The organism is Campylobacteraceae bacterium (assembly GCA_013215945.1).
Lineage (GTDB): Bacteria > Campylobacterota > Campylobacteria > Campylobacterales > Arcobacteraceae > NORP36.
In genome coordinates, this window is record JABSOM010000004.1 from 72,022 (window position 1) to 89,388 (window position 17,367).

Sequence of the window (17,367 nt, forward strand, 5' to 3'; positions counted from 1 at the left end):
TAACTAAGAGATTTTATCTAATTTATTTTGCAAGAATGCTCTTGTATCACTTAAATTAATGGATTCTCTGAAATCATCAAATTTACAACCAGAAGCATTTGGATGCCCTCCACCATTTGCTAGTTTAGTAGCAAGCATTGAAACATCTACTTTGCCATCCGCTCGTAAAGAAGTATTTCCTTTTCTTGAGATATCAATAAAAAAATCATAATCTGTATTGGCTTTCAAAAAAGCATTTGCAGGAATAGAAATACCCCCTAGTGTATAAGTGAAGATCCCTTTATGGCCTTTATAAGAAAGCGTTAAATCATCTTTAATAATATTTAAACAATGAACTAAATACTTAGATGATAAATTATCTATAGTGTCATTTTTAGCATCTTGTTGTAAGTATTTTTTCTTTAAAAAATAAATCTTTTCATCCAAAACAATGGCTGCATTTTTTTCGTTAATTAATTTTCCCGCTTCTTTTAATAAATAAATTCTAAAGTCTCTGTTTTCTTTTGCAAAAAGAATATTATTAATTTCTCGCACCTTAGAAATCATTGTTAAAAGTACTTTTCCAAATTCAAAATTATCTACTTCATCATCTAACCAAATATCAACAGCATTAATAGCAGCTACTAAAGGATCTAATATTTTTTTTTCATTTTCATCAAAAGCTTGAAATTTATCTTGCAAATATTCATAAACAATTTTAGTTGCACATCTTTTGGTATCTAAAAAATACCAGTCATATTTATCTGCGCTTTTTTGTCCTGTTCCATGATGATCTAAAAGCTGAAGTTCAATGTTTTTGCCTTCTTTATTTAAAGCAGATACTTCTTTATCTAAATCTTTAGCTTCCCCTGATGTTAAATTAACATCTGTAATCAAAAAAAGAACACTCTCGTTGTTTTCATTTTTAATTTCTTCTAAAACTTTTTTAATTGCCAATTTTACTTCCTGACCATAATTAGCATTTAAAAATGTTCCTGTTTTAAAATGTTCTTGCGTCAACATATGACAACCGTAACCATCTAAATCGGTATGCGAAATATGAAAAAGTTTCATGAAGTAAGATCTTTAAGCGTTAATTCTTCTAAGAAATTATTTACTTTACCTTGTAGGTTACTTAATAAAGGCCAGATAGTGCAAGTGCTTGCTATATCAGTGGGACAATCATGAATTGAGTGAGAACACTCAAAAACAGAAGGAATTCGCTCTTCTGCAGCAGTAGTAATCTCTAAAATAGTTAATTCATCGTGTGCTCTTGCTAAAATAAAACCACCGTTAACACCTCTTTGAGAAATAACGATTTTATTTTTGGCTAAGTTTTGCATTATTTTTGCTAAAAAAGACTTAGGGATATTGAGCTCTTTTGATAATTCATCTACATTCTTTGCTTTATCACTTTTAGTAATAGAAACTAAAGAAAGAAGTGCATACTCACTTTTTTTGGTTAATAACATTTTGGTCCTAATTTATATTCTTAAATTTATAACATTATAGCGAAACTCAATCAAATTACATAAGTAAACAATATCTAAGGCCATACATGATAAAAACTTGATAACAGAGATATCTTTGATAGGAATAACAAAAGAGACTAGAAGGGTACATTAAAGACTAAAGGCTTAGGCCTAAAAAAATCGACTTTCTTCAGGCTTAAGTATAACTAAACAATAGCAATCCATATTTCTGTTCTTAAATCTTGATCTTTTACATCAGCTACAGTATATTCTTCAATAGGAGCTTCATTTCTTAGTTCTATATTGTTTTCTTTAATCCACGACCCATATATTGATATATACGTAGTAGCTAAACTTTTATAAGAACCTTTATGAAGAAATTTTGCATACTTTCCTCCCCCAATTGTTAAAATCTTAATATCATTTTTAAGAGCTACATCCTTATTTTTTTGTATACAAGCATCGTATCTTAGTTTATTTATTTCTACAAAATCTGGATCATCGTAGGTAATGCCAAAACATCTAGTATCATCATCTAAGACTTTATTACTAACACCAAAATATACCAATTTTTCCCAAGCAGAATCACATTTCATGTAATCCCCAAGGTGACGTAAAGAATATACTTCAAACTCGTTTATCTTTTCAATTTTGATAGGTTCAATCATTTTAATATCCTGTAAGAATCTATTCGATTCTTTAATATAAGCACTAGGAGAACATGAAAACATATTTTTAAAAGCTTTGTTAAAAGACGAAGCGGTATTAAAGCCAGAATTCATTGCAATAGAAGTAATACTTCCTTGTTTTAATTGTAACTTCATTACAGCTTCCTGCATTCTAAGGCGTTTAATGTATTTTTTAATACTCTCTCCTGTACATCCCAAAAAAATACGATGAAAATGAAAATATGAATATCCAGAAATCTTTATCAAGTCTTCGATTTCAACATATTCCAAATTTTCTTCAATTTCATTTAACACTTTAAACATAGTCTCTTTATATGTATTTTTCAATTTCTCTCCTAAAACTTGATAAATTATAACAAGATAGAAAAATTAAAACTTTTCCAAACTTGCTTTGTTTTAAACATTTTTACGACTATTCTTTTTATTCATTATAAGGCTTTAGTTTTTTATATATTTTGTTTATGATGAGCTTTTTATCTATTGTCAAAATTTTAATTTTCAAGGTATTGATTTTGATAGTATTCAACATTCTATTTACATCGTCTACTGTTTTTAAAGAATAGTGATGCATTTCTTTCACTGTTAAAAAAATATTTTCATATTTTCTTAAGATCTTCACACTATTTTTTATTTTGTTATTTATTAATTTTATATCTTCTTTGATATATTTATAAAAAAGAATTTCATCTTTTTTTCTTTCTGCTAATTTTTTACCAGCCAATTTAAAAGAGATATTTTTTACAGCACGTTCTTTTTTACTATTATAATCAAAAGGAATATTAAGTTTTAAACCATAAGAATAAAAAGTATCATTTTTTTCTCTTTCCATATTTTCATAACCATAAGTAGCATAGGCTGATATTTTTGGCAAAAATAAAGATGCTGTTATTTCACGATCTAAACCATTTTTTTCGTAGCTTAAAACATCTACTTTAATATTAATATTGTTATTCATAAAAATATCAAATGAAACCATTCTGTTTTGACTTACGTCTATATCTTTGTAATTTTCATTAGATATAGATGCAAGTTCTAATAATAAGCTGTTTTTTTTAATTAATAAATCTTCTTTTTCATTCTTATGTTCTACTACTTCTATAATACTTTCATCCAAAACAAATAATTCCAATAAACCATTTTTGTACATATTTTCTTGTTTAAGTATATCTATGTTTTTATTAGAAATAAAATATTCTACTTTTTCTATTTGTAAATCAATTTTACTTAAATTTAATACCATTTCATAAATATTTGATTCTAGGATTCTTCGATTTTTTATATATTCCAGAGTGCTTATTTTCTTAAGTATTTTGGCTTTATCTATTGTTTTAGTAATACCTCCACTTTTATAAATATCTTGTTCAATATTAATAAAAATTTTTTTATTTTTCATGCTTGCACTAGAATTTATATGTTTATTTTTTGATAAATCTACTTCAAATATCACAGGGTTTATCCAAGAATGTTCTAGTATATCTGCTTGATTTTGTTTGATTTTATTCTTATCGTTTAATATCTCAGTTTGTTGTGGGCTTAGTATTTCTTGTGAAAAACAAACAACATTTATAAATAAAAAAAGTATTAATGTTCTCATTATTTGAACTCCACACTTACTACTTTTCCAAAAGTAGTCTTTTTATTACTTTTTTTGTATAAAATAATTTTATGTGTAGAAACTCTTATTTCATCTTTTAATCTAGAAATATGAAAAACCTTATACAGCGATTTTTCTCCATTGATAAAAATATTTTTTTCCTTTATGTTGTTTAAAGCCTTAAAACTTAGATACAAAACAATTCTTTCTTTTTTTAGGTCATAGGTTTCATATAATAAATCTCCTTGTGAAACATAAGATCCTTTTTCAAAATAAATTTTACTTAAATAGGTGTTTTCTAAATAAAAATGTTTTTTTTCTTTAGTTCTTATTTCTATTTCCATTTCTTTTTCTAAAGTATTTAATTCCTGTAAACTTTCAAAAAAAGCTAGTTTTTCGTTGTTTTTATCATAAATACTGATTTGTTTAATTTTGGATTTTTTTATATATTTGTCTTTTTTTATTTCTACAATATTCTTTTGTGTTTTTAAACGTTGTTCTAAAAATTTAATATTTATATTTTGATCTTTATCGTTTATTTTTAATATTAATTCCTGCTCTTGAATATTTGAAAATATTTTTTTATCTTGCACATATTCAACCACTCCACTTATTTGAGACCTTACTTCAATTTTTTTATACGCTTCAATTTTTCCCATATAAATGTTAGCATTACAATACATAACAATAAGTATTAGGCAAAGTATTTTTTTCATTATTTTTCCTTTTTTATTTTAAATACCAAAACAAAAAATGTTGGCAAAAAAACCAGTGTTAAAACAGTTCCCCATAAGAGCCCAAAACCAAGAGAAACCGCAATAGGTTGTAATACTTTGGCCTGTCCACTTGCAAAAAAGATTAAAGAAATCAAACCTAAGAAAGTAGTAATAGAAGTAATTAAAATGGGTCGTAACCTTAATTTAGCTCTTGTTATGACCTCTTCAACTGTTGTACTATGTCGTACAAACTCTAACATCACAATAGCATCGTTTACAACAACACCAGCCAAACCAAGAAGCCCAATTATAGAAGTTAGGGATAAATTTAAATCAAGTATTAAATGTCCAAAAAGGGAGCCTAAAAAAGAAAAAGGGATTAATGCTAAAATCATAAAACTGAGTCTAAAAGAATTAAAAAGTAATAACAAGGTAAAAAATATTAAAAGTAACGCTAGTAAAAAAGCCATACTCATTTCTTCTAACATTCTGTCATTTTGTTCTTTTTCCCCCTCTAGCATAATTTTCACACCAAGTTTTTTATATTTATCCAAAGTAGTGTTCAATAAATCAAGCGTTTCTATTGCTGTTATGATTTTATTATTTACATTTGCACTTATTGTTTTTACTTCGTATTGGTTTATTTTCTCTATAAACTCAAAGGTATTCTTAAATTCAAAATCGCAGATATCACTTAGAAATATTTTTTTATTTGTATTTGGAATATTTAGTTCATACGCAATCAACATATTTATATCGTCTTTATTTTCATCATAACTTATAAGATCAAAAATACCTTCTTTGTTTAAGCCCTTATTTTGTACAGACTTTGAAAAAGAGGGTCTTAAACTATTGAATAATATTTCTTCATTGAACCCCAAACTCTCGCCATAAGAGTTCAATTTTAATTTTAATTCTTTTGTTCCAAGTTTTGTATTGTTGTTTACAGAACCTACACCTTTTATTTCTTTTAGTTTTTGCTCAATTTCTTTACTTGCTTGATTTAAAAGTTTCTCATTTTTAGAACTTAATAAGATTTCTATATCATTATCAGTAATACCTGTTTCCGCTTTTGACATTGTAAGTGTTTTTAAAGCATCAGTTTTATGCTCTTTAAAAAGGTTCTTTATTTTTTCAATAATTTCTTCATCACTCAAAACTCTTATTTTTTTTCTATCATCTTTGTTTAATGCCAAAAAAGGAGATATATATTCTTCCATAAAATTTTCAGGTTTTTTGTCATATAGTTCTAATTGAAAGTTAAAAAATGATTCTTTTAAGGTAAAATCATCTTCACTTACTTTATATCCAACCCCATAAGAAATTGTTTTTATAAACAATTCATTTTTATGCTTTAATAAAATTTCTTCAAATATTTTACTTTTTTCAAATGTTTCATTTACTTTGGTATTCTTTTTAAAACTGCCATCTATATTGATTTCATTAGAGTCAAATTCTGGCAGTAAATTATATTTCATGCTACTTGCTAAAAATATTGTTAGAAGAGGAATAAGGACTATAAATAATAATAGAAAAGTTTTTTTGTAATCAATGATTTTATGTAAAAAACTTGAATAAAAGTTTAGTGCTTTACTCCAATCTAATTCTTTATCTTCTTTTTTCAAAATATGCAAAGCATGTATGGGCAAAAATATATAACTTTCTATTAAAGAAGCAATCATTAGAATAACAACAGATACAGGAATCAATATTAAAAATTGACCCAATTCATTTGTCAATACCATCATAGGCAAAAAAGCAAAAACAGTTGTTAAAGAGGAAGCCAAAACAGGAAGCATTACTTCTTTGCAGGCCTCTTTTGTAGCTTGCAATTTATTTTCACCTAAAACAATATGTCTTTGTATATTTTCAGCAATAATAATTGCATCATCCACTAATATTCCTAGTATTAATAAAACACCAATCAAGGTAATCATATTAATACTATACGAAGTAAAAGACAAAAATACCAATGCAAACAAAATAGCAGTAGGTATTCCTAAAACAACAATAAAAGCAACTCTTTTATTTATTAAAATATATAAAGCCAAAGAAACCAAAATCAAACCAAACAAAATCCCTGAGACAATAGTATTAAGCCTATTTTTTATTAATACAGAAGAATCTTCAATAATTGATATATTAATGTTTTGATGCTTTTGATTTAAGTTATTTACATAGTTTCTGACTTCTTTTGCTAAAATTATTGCATCTGCTTTATTATTCTTATACATAGCCAATTGCACATTTGATTTACCATTTACTTTTGAAATAACTTTCTCTTCATTACGTTTATATTCAACTCTGGATATATCTTTTAGATATATTGTTTTATCATCAATTTTTAATAAGGTATTTAAATAAGCCTCAACACTTTTTTTTCCATTTATATTGGATAAAAAATAACTCTCTTTTTCATCATCAATCTGGCCAATAGGAAATATATTAGACAAGCGTTTTATTTCTTCAAATAAAATATTTTTATCAAGATTATAGAGTTCTATTTTTCTATTATCAAAAATAACTTCAAATACTTTTTTCGTATCTTCAAAAAGTATTATTTCTGAAACATTATTTAACAATAAGAGTTTATTTTTAATTTCATCTGCAAAAGTAATTAATTTATCTTTAGATACTGAATTAGAAGAAAAAATAACATTTAGCAAAGGTGCTTTCCAATCTGTTGTATAAGCACTTGGTTCCTTCATATCTGAGGGCAAATCAGATTTTGCATTAGAAATAATATTTTTCGTTTTGTCTAAAACTTTAGCTTCATTTGAGTATTCCTCCAAAGTCAAAACAATTGTAAAACTTCCTTGTGAAATATAAGATTCAATTTTTTGAATTCCGTCTAAGGCTTTTAATTCGTTTTCAAGGGGAATTACAGCCATCTTATTTAAAGCATCGTTACTAATATTTGTATAGAAACCACTTACAATAATTTTATCAATTTTAATAATAGGAAACACATCTTTGGCTATTTTTCCATAGGCAAAAAAACCTGCAAGAATTAAAATTAGAAACAGCGAATAATTTAGTTTTGTCCGTTTTAAAAAAAAATCTACTATTCTTATCACTTATACTCCTCTTTTTTAAGCAGAGAAGCTTGAAAAAAATCATTTTCAAAATAAATTAAAACTGCATTTTTAGTATAAACTCTAAGCTCTTTTTCTTTTCTGCTGTTTAATACTTCAAAAGTATAACTTTTGTTATTCTTATTTTTTAAGGTGTAATGTACTTGCAGTTTTTTTGCTTCAAAAGCATCGTAGGTTTTTATTGTAAATGATTTTTTACCTATATTTCTCGCTAAAAACTCTTTGTTAATTTTAAAAGCAGATACATCAATACCTTTAATATCTAATATTGTCTCATTTGAATATACAAGGTGATTACCTTTTTTTAAAGCTTTTATTTTTTTTATCTTTCCATCATCATTTTCCATAATCTCAAAAGATACTAATTCCTTATTCTTATAAAAAGATTTTTCGATATAAGTATAAAAATAAGTAAAAAAGACAGAAGAAATGTTAATAGTCATCTTTGTAATCAACTCATTTTCTTTCTCCACTATTGTCATTTTTCCAATTATTTTTCCTTCACTTTGTAATATGTATTCTAAATATTGTTTATCTTTAGCTTCGATATGTGTAAAGAAAATAAGTACAAGAAGCAGGTGTTTAAGGCCATATATAGTTTTACACTTCATTCTTTATCCAGTTAATTATTAATTCTTCATAACCATCAACAAAAGCATCAGTTCCTAATATATTTGGTTTAAATAAAAACCATAAATCATACTTTGTATTTTTGAAATATTTATTTTTGAGCATTGCGTGTTGGCTTTTATCAAAAACTTTTAGTGAAAAATTATTAAGATTTATAAGTTCTTTTTTTAATACGCGAATACTTTCATTGATATCTATATTCTCATCATCGCTTGCAAATATGCTTAATAAGTTTTTATTTAAAGGCAATATTAATTTACCCTCTATTTTTTCACTCTTGTGAACAAAGTTCAAGTTTCTTATCTCATAATTGTTTTCTTCTAGTAGTGAGATAAAAATTACAGAGATGAAAATGAATATAATAATTTTGATTTTCAATTTTATCCTTTAATTAATGTTAATACTTTTTTATGTGGGAAATATGTGTTTGATGATTGTATGAAAAAATAACGTTAAATACTTTTCCAAAACTGCTATTAAAGTAATATAATAAAAGAAGTAAATTAAAAATAGTACAGACCTGCACTATTTTTAAAGAATATTTTTGTTTAAAAAGTATAAGCAAGAGAGATAAGAAGAATATCCGTATTACTTTGAAAAAAAGCTATGTTTGAGTTTCGTGTGTTGCTAATATAGTCTGTATGGAATACTAGGTTTTTATAATTCAAAAAATTGCTTTTAGTATAATTAATTTTTAATGAAAAAACCTTTTCATCTCTTTCCTTATTAAAATAAGAATTTTTTTTATCATAGGTATAGACTTCATAGATATTTTCTAATGCTATTCTATGAGTATTTAAAAAATTTATTTCCATTTCATATTTTAAACCTACTTTTTTATAATCATTACTATTGCCATCAAATATCCCATTTCCTAAAATAAAACCCATAGCACCAAAAGAGTTTTGATTAAATTGTAATAAGGTGGCCATTACATTTACTTCATTACTATAACCACTTTGTTTCTCACTTTTATTTACTTCATCATTTATGTTTATCTTTTTAAAATGATACGTTAAATCTAGAAAATTATATATTCCTTTTTTCCCTAAACTTAGTTCTATAAGCTTTGCATTCTTACTTTTTCTTTTAATATTCAGAGAATAAGGATTGATATAAACATCTTCAAGCTTGTAATCAAGACTATAAAACATATTATTTTCAAAAGACTGTTTTATACCTAAACCCTTGCTTGTTATATAAACTGCATTATCTTTAGTCCAAGAATAACCTATACTTTGTTCGTTAATATTTCCATTTAAATAAAAATCGCCATATTCTAAGTTGAGTAAGGGAAAAATGATATTTTCATCAATTTTTTTGGCTTTTTTATTTAAAGTACTTATTTTGTCATTGTCTTTCGTACTATAAAAATTATCGCGTATACTTACCTTGCCAAGACTAAGACCTAGGCTTCCACTTACTTCATTTTGAGCAAACAATATATTTGTACATAATACTAAAGCAAAGATACTTTTCTTAATCATTATTAATCCTTTTGTAATATATTAAGCAAACAAAAACATGCCTGCTGGATATTGAAAATAAGTCTATAATAAAATACGTTTAAATACTTTTCCAAAATTGCTATTTAAATGAATTATATTAGCGATGTAATTTATTCATATAAAAAGTTTGTTTAATAAGATTCTTTATTCTGTGAGCTTAGATGCAGTGATTTAGAATACGGGATGGTGTAGTATGAGTTTGCTAGGGAATAAACAGATTTTATTTTTGGCAAAAAAAAAGCTTACAAGTTAACTTGTAAGCTTTTTTATAAACTAAATAAAATTATTTAGCTCTGATTCCTAAATCAGCAACCAGTGCTAAGAATTTAGTATAATCAGTTTTTCTTAAATACTTAAGAAGTCTTTTTCTTTTTCCAACCATTTTTAATAGACCTAATCTTGAAGAGTGATCTTTTTTATTGATTTTTAAATGTTCAGTTAATACTGCAACTTGTTTAGTTAAAACTGCAATTTGTACTTCACTTGAACCTGTATCTTTTTCATTTCTTTGATGCTTAACAATTATACTTGTTTTTACGTCCTTATCTAAAGCCATAATGACCTCCTAATAGGTATATAATCTCACTAAATTTTAGTGGAGCGATATTATATCTAAGACAACTTAAATTCTGTTTAAATCATCCTCCCGTTTCGTAAAAAGCTCTTGATGAAACTTCATTGTCATTTCCATCATTCCAATTGTTTTTTTCTGGTTTATTTGCAAGAACATCTTTTAAAATAGCAGCCGCTTTTTTAATATCTTTGTTTTGAATCGCTTCTTTGATACTTTGAGATTGTTCAAAAAACAAACAAGGAATTAATACACCACTTGCAGTTAAGCGTATTCTATTACAAGAGTCACAGAAATCACTTTTATGTGGTTCAATAATCCCAAAGACATAACCATCATCCAAGGCATATCCTTGAGAAGGAGAAGGTCCAGTTCGTGGAACCAGCGTAAAAGAGTATTTTTTCGCAATTATGTCTTGTATTGTTTGTGAATTTAAACCTTTTGCACCTGTATGGGCATGTTTATTTTCCATAAATTCAATAAAACGAACCTCAAAACCATTTTCTTTACAAAAATCTAAAATATCTATGAGTTCTGTTTCATTGTAGCCCCTCATAGGAACACAATTTATTTTAATCTTAAACCCCAAGTCTTTTGCTTTTTGTATTCCTGCTAATACTGTTTTTAATACATCTTTTTGTGCTATTTTAGCCGCAACATCTGGTTTTAAAGAGTCAAGTGAAATATTGATTCTTTTTAATCCAGCATCTTTTAAGGCTTGTGCCGCACGTGGTAATAAAAAACCATTGGTAGTTAAAGCCAAATCAATACTGGGATCATAATCATAAATCATTTTTAAAAAAGTATCTAAACCCGTTCTTAAAAGAGGTTCTCCTCCCGTAATCCGAACTTTTTTTATTCCTTCATCAATTCCGACTTTAATAAACTCAAATAATTCTTCATAGGAAAGTAAGTTTTCTTTAGGAACCCATGAAAATGGTTTTTCGGGCATACAGTATTGACATCTAAAATTACAGCGCTCTGTAACTGAAACTCTTAAATAATCTACTTTTCTACCATGTCCATCTATTAACATCATATTCTCCATATTCTTTGTATCTTAAGCATATTATAAATTTGCTTAATTAATTTTTATTTTGGTCAATAATTTTTGACTTAATTCTTTATTTACTATATTTGTTTCATTATAACCATTAAGATTTTTTTATATCTTGATTAAGAGCAATGTTTATTTTTACCCAATAACTTTTTTGTTTACTTTTTAAACATTTTAGCAAAAACTATGTATAAAAAATAGGCTATAATACAAAAAAACATAGGATGTACAATGGTATATTTAACAGGAGCAGGTCCTGGGGATATTGATTTATTAACAGTTAAAGCTTTAAAAATAGTAAAAAAAGCGGATATTATTATTTATGACAGATTGGTAAATATTGAACTATTAGAATATGCAAAAAAAGATGTAGTATTAGTATATGTTGGAAAAGAAAAAGACAATCATAAAGTTCCTCAAGATGAAATCAATGAAATCATCTATCAAGCGTCTTTAAAATATGAACATGTTGTAAGATTAAAAGGTGGAGATCCTTTTGTATTTGGAAGAGGGGCGGAAGAAGCCTTGTATTTAGTACAAAGAAATCAAAAATTTGAAATAATACCAGGTATTACCTCAGCTATTTCAGTTCCAGCTTATGCAGGAATTCCGGTAACACATAGAGGAATCACCCCTTCGTTTAGAGTAGTAACAGGGCATACTAAAAGTTCAAATGATGTTGCCAATATTAATTGGTCTTCTTTTGTTGAAAATGAAACCATTGTTTTTTTAATGGGTTTACACAATATTCAACTTATTGTAAATAAATTGCTTGACATAGGAAAACCACCTTCTTATCCCTGTGCTATTATTACAGATGGAACAACTTCTAAACAGCAAGTTTTAGTAGGCACGCTGGAAACAATTGTACAGCTGTCAAAAAAAGCAAAAAGTCCTTCTATTATAATAGTAGGAGAAGTAGTTAATTTAAGAAAAGAACTTAATTGGTTTAAATAAACCTATTTACATATAATAGGTTTTTAAGATCTCAATATTCATTGTTTTTTTACTAATATTAATTAAATTGCTGTCTTTAAATACTTTTAAGGTACGAGATAAGGTTTCTGGTGTCATATTCAACGTTTGAGCAATCAATACGTTTTTTGTTGTAAAAAAATCTTGTTTATTATCTACTATATACTTAGCAACTTTTTGTTTTGTATCTAAAATTAAGTTCATAAAAATAATATTCTGCAAGTTCTTAATTTTAGTTATTAAAGAAGATTGAATTCTCATAACAATGTCCACATTAGATAACATTATTTTTTTAAATGCTTCAAAATCAATTTTTAAAACATCTGCTTGTGTCATTGCTTCAGTAGTAGCAGGAAAAGTCATATTCTCAAAGTTTGCAAATTCACCTATCATTTGATCTTCATGAAAATATTTAAGAACCAACTCTTTATCACTAGAAGTTACTTTATATAATTTAATAGTTCCTTTAAGAACTATATGCAAATACTTAGGTTCATCTCCTTCATAAAAAAGAATATTTCCTTTGTTTAATTTCTCAATACGTGAAATGTTTTCTATGGATTTGATAGTCTCTTTGCTTAAACCTTCAAATAAAAAAATATTTTTTAATTCCATGATTTTAAATACTCCTTAACTTTTTCTTCAAAATAATTCATTCTTTCTTTTCCTTTTGGCATCGAAGTTCTTAAGTTTTTCATTTCTTTTAAGAACTCTGTTATATTTGAAGGGATTTTATTTCTTATATATACTTTTAGAGCTTTTGCTAAAGCAGGAGAGCTACCTGAAGTAGAAATTGCGATAACTAAGTCCTCTTTTTTAACATAAGAGGGGAAAATAAAATCACAATACTTTGCAAAATCTACACAATTACATAAACAAGAAGTATTACGTGTTTCTTCATAAATACTTTTTTGAACATCAAAATCATCAACTGCTACAATTATGATGTCATAGTTTTTATAATCCCCTACTTCATATTTGTTTTTTTTATAAGGCAAATCATATTCTTTAATTTTATTCTTCATATCATCATTTAATAATGGAGATATAATATCAATATCTTTTGTAAAATCAAGAAGTTTTTCCAGCTTTTCATAAGCAATATACCCACCGCCTATTAACAAAATATTTTTATTGTCTAAAGAATAAAACATAGGAAAATAAGACATGTTATTTCTTTAAAAGCATATAGCCATCTTTAATAGAATCAACTCTATTTGTTGCATACAATAAAATAGCTGCATTTAAATAAGCCAAATTCATTAAGTCCTCACTTGGATTCTTTAATTCTTTTAACATATCATCAAGTGTAATCGCTTTATATTCCGTCTCATAGCTAATTCCAAAGTCTTCTAATAAAACTTTTTCTTCAACAATTTCCCCGTCTTTTTCCAACCAATACTTAAAGTTAGAGAATACTTCAGGATTACCTTCATTGCCTTTTAATACCAATAATTTTTCATAATTATCTTTAAACAACATATTGTATTTTCTTACATAAGGTTTATGAAAAGCAGAAGTAAGTGCATACTTTGAATTGGCTGGATTAAACAATTTTTCTACGGTATTAAAAACAGAACGCATAAAGAGTTTTTTTCGTAAAGGAGTAAGTGCTGATAACTCTTTAAAATAGTCTTTTCTATCAAAAAAATGAACATTGTCTTCTAAAGTGATTTTTTCTATTAGTTCTTTAACCGTAATACCAATATTTGAAGGTTGGGGTTCATCTCCTGAAATAATTAAATCAAAACTTTTATATTCTTTGTTATTGACAAAGAAGTTTTTTAATATTTTTGAGTATAGAGGGAATAAATAGCTTTGTTTCTTTTTACCATCAAAAGAAAAACCTATTTCAATTGATTCTGGAATATTGTCTTTTTTGATATACGTATTACATGCTTGCAAACATCCTTTTAATTCGTCATCACTTTCTAACTTTACTCGCAAACACATTAGAAAAGCAGCACTTTGCTCAGGCTCACATTTTTGGTCTAAGATCATCTTAATAGCTTCAAAACACTCTTCTTTTTCTAAATCTCTGTTGGATTTAGGTCCTGTTGCTACGGCTTTTAAATATTTAAAAAAACTCATCTTCTTCCCTCTTATATTTTAAATATTTTATCATAATTAAGATTTTTCTATTGATTAAAAAACAGACAATCGAGGAAAATAATGAAATAGGACAAAAATAGTCTTAATTGAATCTTAAGAAAATTGATTACAATCAATATTTATGTTACAATTTAGTGATAGAATTTTTAGTATAGAACCAAAAGGAGATAGTATGGCATTAAACAGAAGAGACTTTTTAAAAAGCTCAGCAGCAGCATCAGCGGCAGCTGCTATTGGAATGAGTGTTCCTTTAGAGCTTCAAGCAAAAGCTAAAACGGCTGAAACTGGTTGGAGATGGGATAAAGCAGCATGTAGATTTTGTGGTACGGGTTGTGGAATTATGTTAGCAACCAAAGCAGGAAAAATTGTTGCAGTAAAAGGCGATCCAGCAGCTCCCGTTAATAGAGGGCTTAATTGTATTAAAGGATATTTTAATGCAAAAATCATGTATGGGGCAGATAGGTTAAAAAAACCACTTTTAAGAGTCAATAAAAAAGGTGAGTTTGATAAACAAGGAGATTTTGCAGAAGTATCGTGGGAACGAGCTTTTGATGAAATGGAAATACACGCTAAAAAAGCCTTAAAAGAAAATGGTCCTGAAGCTCTTGCGAACTTTGCATCGGGACAATATACTGTTATGGAAGGTTATGCGGCGCAAAAAATGATGAAAGCAGGCTTTAGATCAAATGCTATTGATCCAAATGCCCGACATTGTATGGCTTCTGCTGTTGTTGGTTTTTATCAAACCTTTGGAATTGATGAACCTTCTGGATGTTATGATGATATTGAAATCACGGATACTGTAGTTTCTTGGGGTTCTAATATGGCAGAAATGCACCCTATTTTATGGTCAAGAGTAACGGATAGAAAATTATCAAATCCTGATAAAGTAAAAATCATTAACCTAACTACCTATACACATAGAACATCTGATGTGGCAGATATGGAAATTATTTTTAAACCAAATTCTGATTTGGCTTTATGGAATTATATTGCAAGAGAAATTGTATATAATCATCCAGAATCAATTGATTGGGACTTTGTTAAACAAAACATTGTATTTGCAGCAAGTCCTGTAAATATTGGTTATGGAATGAAAAATCCAGACAAAGAAAAATCTATGGACAAATACACAGATTTAGAAATAGAAATCATGAATAAAGAAGCTAAGAAAGTTATTTCTAAAGCTGAGGCACCTGCACTTGCACCTTATGGGTACAAAGAAGGCGATGTGATGGTTAATAAACCAGCTGGTCTTAAACACTGGGAAATTTCTTTTGAAGAATATAAAAAATTCTTAGCGCCTTATACAGCTGAATATACAACAGAAGTTTCAAAAGGGAATCCTGATGAGAGTGATGAAGAATTTATGCGAAAAATCAAAGAACTTGCTGCTTTATACATTGAAAAAGGAAGAAAGGTAGTTTCTTTTTGGACAATGGGAATGAATCAACATACACGTGGTACTTGGGTAAATACGCTTGCTTATAATGTTCACTTTTTATTAAATAAACAAGCAAAACCAGGTTCTGGAGCATTTTCATTAACAGGTCAACCAAGTGCTTGTGGAACTGCAAGAGAAGTTGGTACTTTTACACACAGATTACCTGCTGATATGATGGTTAAAAATCCAAAACACAGAGATATTTGTGAAAAAGCATGGAAAATTCCTTCAAAAACCTTAAATGGTATTGGAAATCAACATGTTATGAAAATAATGAGAGATATTGAAGATGGTTTTGTAAAATTTGCATGGATTTCAGTAACCAATATTTTCCATACAACAGCATCTGCAAAACATTGGATTAAAGCAGCAAGAGAAATGGATGTATTTATTGTATGTTCAGATGGATATCCAGGAATTTCTGCAAAAGTATCTGATTTAATTTTACCAACAGCTATGATTTATGAAAAATGGGGAGCTTATGGTAATGCGGAGAGAAGAACACAACATTGGAGACAACAAGTTCTACCAGTAGGGGATTCTATGTCTGATACTTGGCAGTGGGTTGAATTTGCAAAACGATTTACTGTAAAAGATTTATGGGGAGCTTCAACATTAAGAAATGGAAGTAAACTTGAAGATGTACGTTCTGAAGCTTATAAAATGGGCTATTCGGATGATACAACGATGTATGATATTTTATTTGCTAATAAAGCAGCCAAAGCGTTTAAACTGGATTTAAATGATCCTATCCAAAAAGGTTATGACAATACTGATGGAGCAGGAGATAAAAGAAACGTTCTTGGTTCTGATGGAAAAGTATTTGACGGTTATGGTTTTTTTATTCAAAAATATTTATTTGAAGAATATGCTGACTTTGGACGAGGACATGGACATGATTTAGCTGATTTTGATACGTACCACAAAGTAAGAGGATTAAAATGGCCAGTTGTTGATGGTAAAGAAACGCAGTGGAGATTTAATGCAAAATACGATCCATATGCTGCAAAAGCAAATCACGGTGATTTTGCATTTTATGGAACATTGGCTAAAAAATTAGCTTATGGAGATTTAAAAGGTATTACTAACAAAGATAAAACAAGCTTAAAAAACAAAGCGAAAATCTTTGCTCGCCCTTATATGGATGCACCAGAAATGCCAGATGAAAGATATCCTTTATGGATGAGTACAGGTAGAGTTTTAGAACACTGGCATTCAGGAACAATGACTATGAGAGTTCCAGAATTATACCGAGCAGTTCCAGAAGCTTTATGTTATATGAATCCAGATGATGCAAAAAAACTAAACCTTACTCAAGGTGGTTTAGCGTGGATTGAATCACGAAGAGGAAGAGTAAAAGCCAGAGTTGAAACAAGAGGAAGAAACAGACCTCCTAAAGGTTTGGTTTTTGTACCTTTCTTTGATGAAAAAGTATTTATTAATAAAGTTTGTTTGGATGCTACTTGTCCACAATCAAAACAAACTGACTTTAAAAAATGTGCAGTTAAAGTATATAAAGCTTAAA

The 17,367-nt window shown here is 27.5% G+C and carries 16 protein-coding genes; 2 read left to right on the forward strand and 14 right to left on the reverse strand.

The window, feature by feature from the left end; all coding sequences use genetic code 11:
• Positions 1-3: 3 nt before the first annotated feature.
• The 11 genes from HRT41_05335 to moaA form a co-directional block, all read right to left on the reverse strand.
• Complete coding sequence (locus HRT41_05335) at positions 4-1,053, reverse strand: phosphoesterase (protein ID NQY23432.1); 1,050 nt, start codon at positions 1,051-1,053, stop codon at positions 4-6.
• On the reverse strand, positions 1,050-1,451 hold the full coding sequence (locus HRT41_05340) for an Rrf2 family transcriptional regulator (GenBank protein ID NQY23433.1): 402 nt from the start codon (positions 1,449-1,451) through the stop codon (positions 1,050-1,052). Before HRT41_05340 ends, HRT41_05335 begins: the two co-directional genes overlap by 4 nt.
• 206 nt (positions 1,452-1,657) lie before the next feature.
• Positions 1,658-2,467: an AraC family transcriptional regulator gene (locus HRT41_05345; GenBank protein NQY23434.1), complete on the reverse strand. Its 810-nt coding sequence runs from the start codon at positions 2,465-2,467 to the stop codon at positions 1,658-1,660.
• 94 nt (positions 2,468-2,561) lie between these two features.
• Entirely contained in the window at positions 2,562-3,734 is a 1,173-nt protein-coding gene (locus HRT41_05350; protein NQY23435.1) for a TolC family protein, read from the reverse strand.
• Entirely contained in the window at positions 3,734-4,450 is a 717-nt protein-coding gene (locus tag HRT41_05355; GenBank protein ID NQY23436.1) for a hypothetical protein, read from the reverse strand. The genes HRT41_05350 and HRT41_05355 overlap by 1 nt, the downstream gene beginning before the upstream one ends.
• Positions 4,450-7,527 (reverse strand): efflux RND transporter permease subunit, encoded by a 3,078-nt coding sequence (locus HRT41_05360; GenBank protein NQY23437.1) that lies wholly within the window; start codon positions 7,525-7,527, stop codon positions 4,450-4,452. The genes HRT41_05355 and HRT41_05360 overlap by 1 nt, the downstream gene beginning before the upstream one ends.
• Positions 7,524-8,156, reverse strand: coding sequence for a hypothetical protein (locus tag HRT41_05365; GenBank protein NQY23438.1), 633 nt, complete (start codon positions 8,154-8,156; stop codon positions 7,524-7,526). Before HRT41_05365 ends, HRT41_05360 begins: the two co-directional genes overlap by 4 nt.
• The gene (locus tag HRT41_05370) at positions 8,146-8,553 is read right to left on the reverse strand and encodes a hypothetical protein (GenBank protein ID NQY23439.1); all 408 of its coding nucleotides are present in this window, start codon (positions 8,551-8,553) and stop codon (positions 8,146-8,148) included. Before HRT41_05370 ends, HRT41_05365 begins: the two co-directional genes overlap by 11 nt.
• Positions 8,554-8,723: 170 nt before the next feature.
• Positions 8,724-9,662 carry a DUF2860 family protein gene (locus HRT41_05375; GenBank protein ID NQY23440.1) on the reverse strand — a complete coding sequence of 313 codons (939 nt, stop codon included), beginning with the start codon at positions 9,660-9,662 and terminating at the stop codon, positions 8,724-8,726.
• A gap of 304 nt (positions 9,663-9,966) precedes the next feature.
• Positions 9,967-10,239, reverse strand: coding sequence for a 30S ribosomal protein S15 (gene rpsO, locus HRT41_05380; GenBank protein NQY23441.1), 273 nt, complete (start codon positions 10,237-10,239; stop codon positions 9,967-9,969).
• Between the two features lie 82 nt (positions 10,240-10,321).
• On the reverse strand, positions 10,322-11,290 hold the full coding sequence (moaA, locus tag HRT41_05385) for a GTP 3',8-cyclase MoaA (GenBank protein ID NQY23442.1): 969 nt from the start codon (positions 11,288-11,290) through the stop codon (positions 10,322-10,324).
• 252 nt (positions 11,291-11,542) lie between these two features.
• On the opposite strand from moaA, the gene cobA reads away from it, so the two are divergent.
• A complete protein-coding gene (gene cobA, locus HRT41_05390; protein NQY23443.1) occupies positions 11,543-12,268 on the forward strand; it encodes a uroporphyrinogen-III C-methyltransferase in 726 nt (241 codons plus the stop codon).
• 6 nt (positions 12,269-12,274) lie between these two features.
• On the opposite strand, the gene HRT41_05395 is transcribed toward cobA, so the two are convergent.
• Genes HRT41_05395 through HRT41_05405 form a run of 3 tightly spaced genes read right to left on the reverse strand, consistent with a single transcriptional unit; the run spans position 12,275 to position 14,377 of the window.
• Entirely contained in the window at positions 12,275-12,901 is a 627-nt protein-coding gene (locus tag HRT41_05395) for a Crp/Fnr family transcriptional regulator (GenBank protein NQY23444.1), read from the reverse strand.
• Complete coding sequence (locus HRT41_05400) at positions 12,892-13,455, reverse strand: bifunctional precorrin-2 dehydrogenase/sirohydrochlorin ferrochelatase (GenBank protein ID NQY23445.1); 564 nt, start codon at positions 13,453-13,455, stop codon at positions 12,892-12,894. The genes HRT41_05395 and HRT41_05400 overlap by 10 nt, the downstream gene beginning before the upstream one ends.
• A 1-nt stretch (position 13,456) precedes the next feature.
• Positions 13,457-14,377: a glycosyl transferase gene (locus tag HRT41_05405; protein ID NQY23446.1), complete on the reverse strand. Its 921-nt coding sequence runs from the start codon at positions 14,375-14,377 to the stop codon at positions 13,457-13,459.
• Between the two features lie 193 nt (positions 14,378-14,570).
• On the opposite strand from HRT41_05405, the gene napA reads away from it, so the two are divergent.
• A complete protein-coding gene (gene napA / locus HRT41_05410) occupies positions 14,571-17,366 on the forward strand; it encodes a nitrate reductase catalytic subunit NapA (GenBank protein ID NQY23447.1) in 2,796 nt (931 codons plus the stop codon).
• Position 17,367 lies beyond the last annotated feature (1 nt).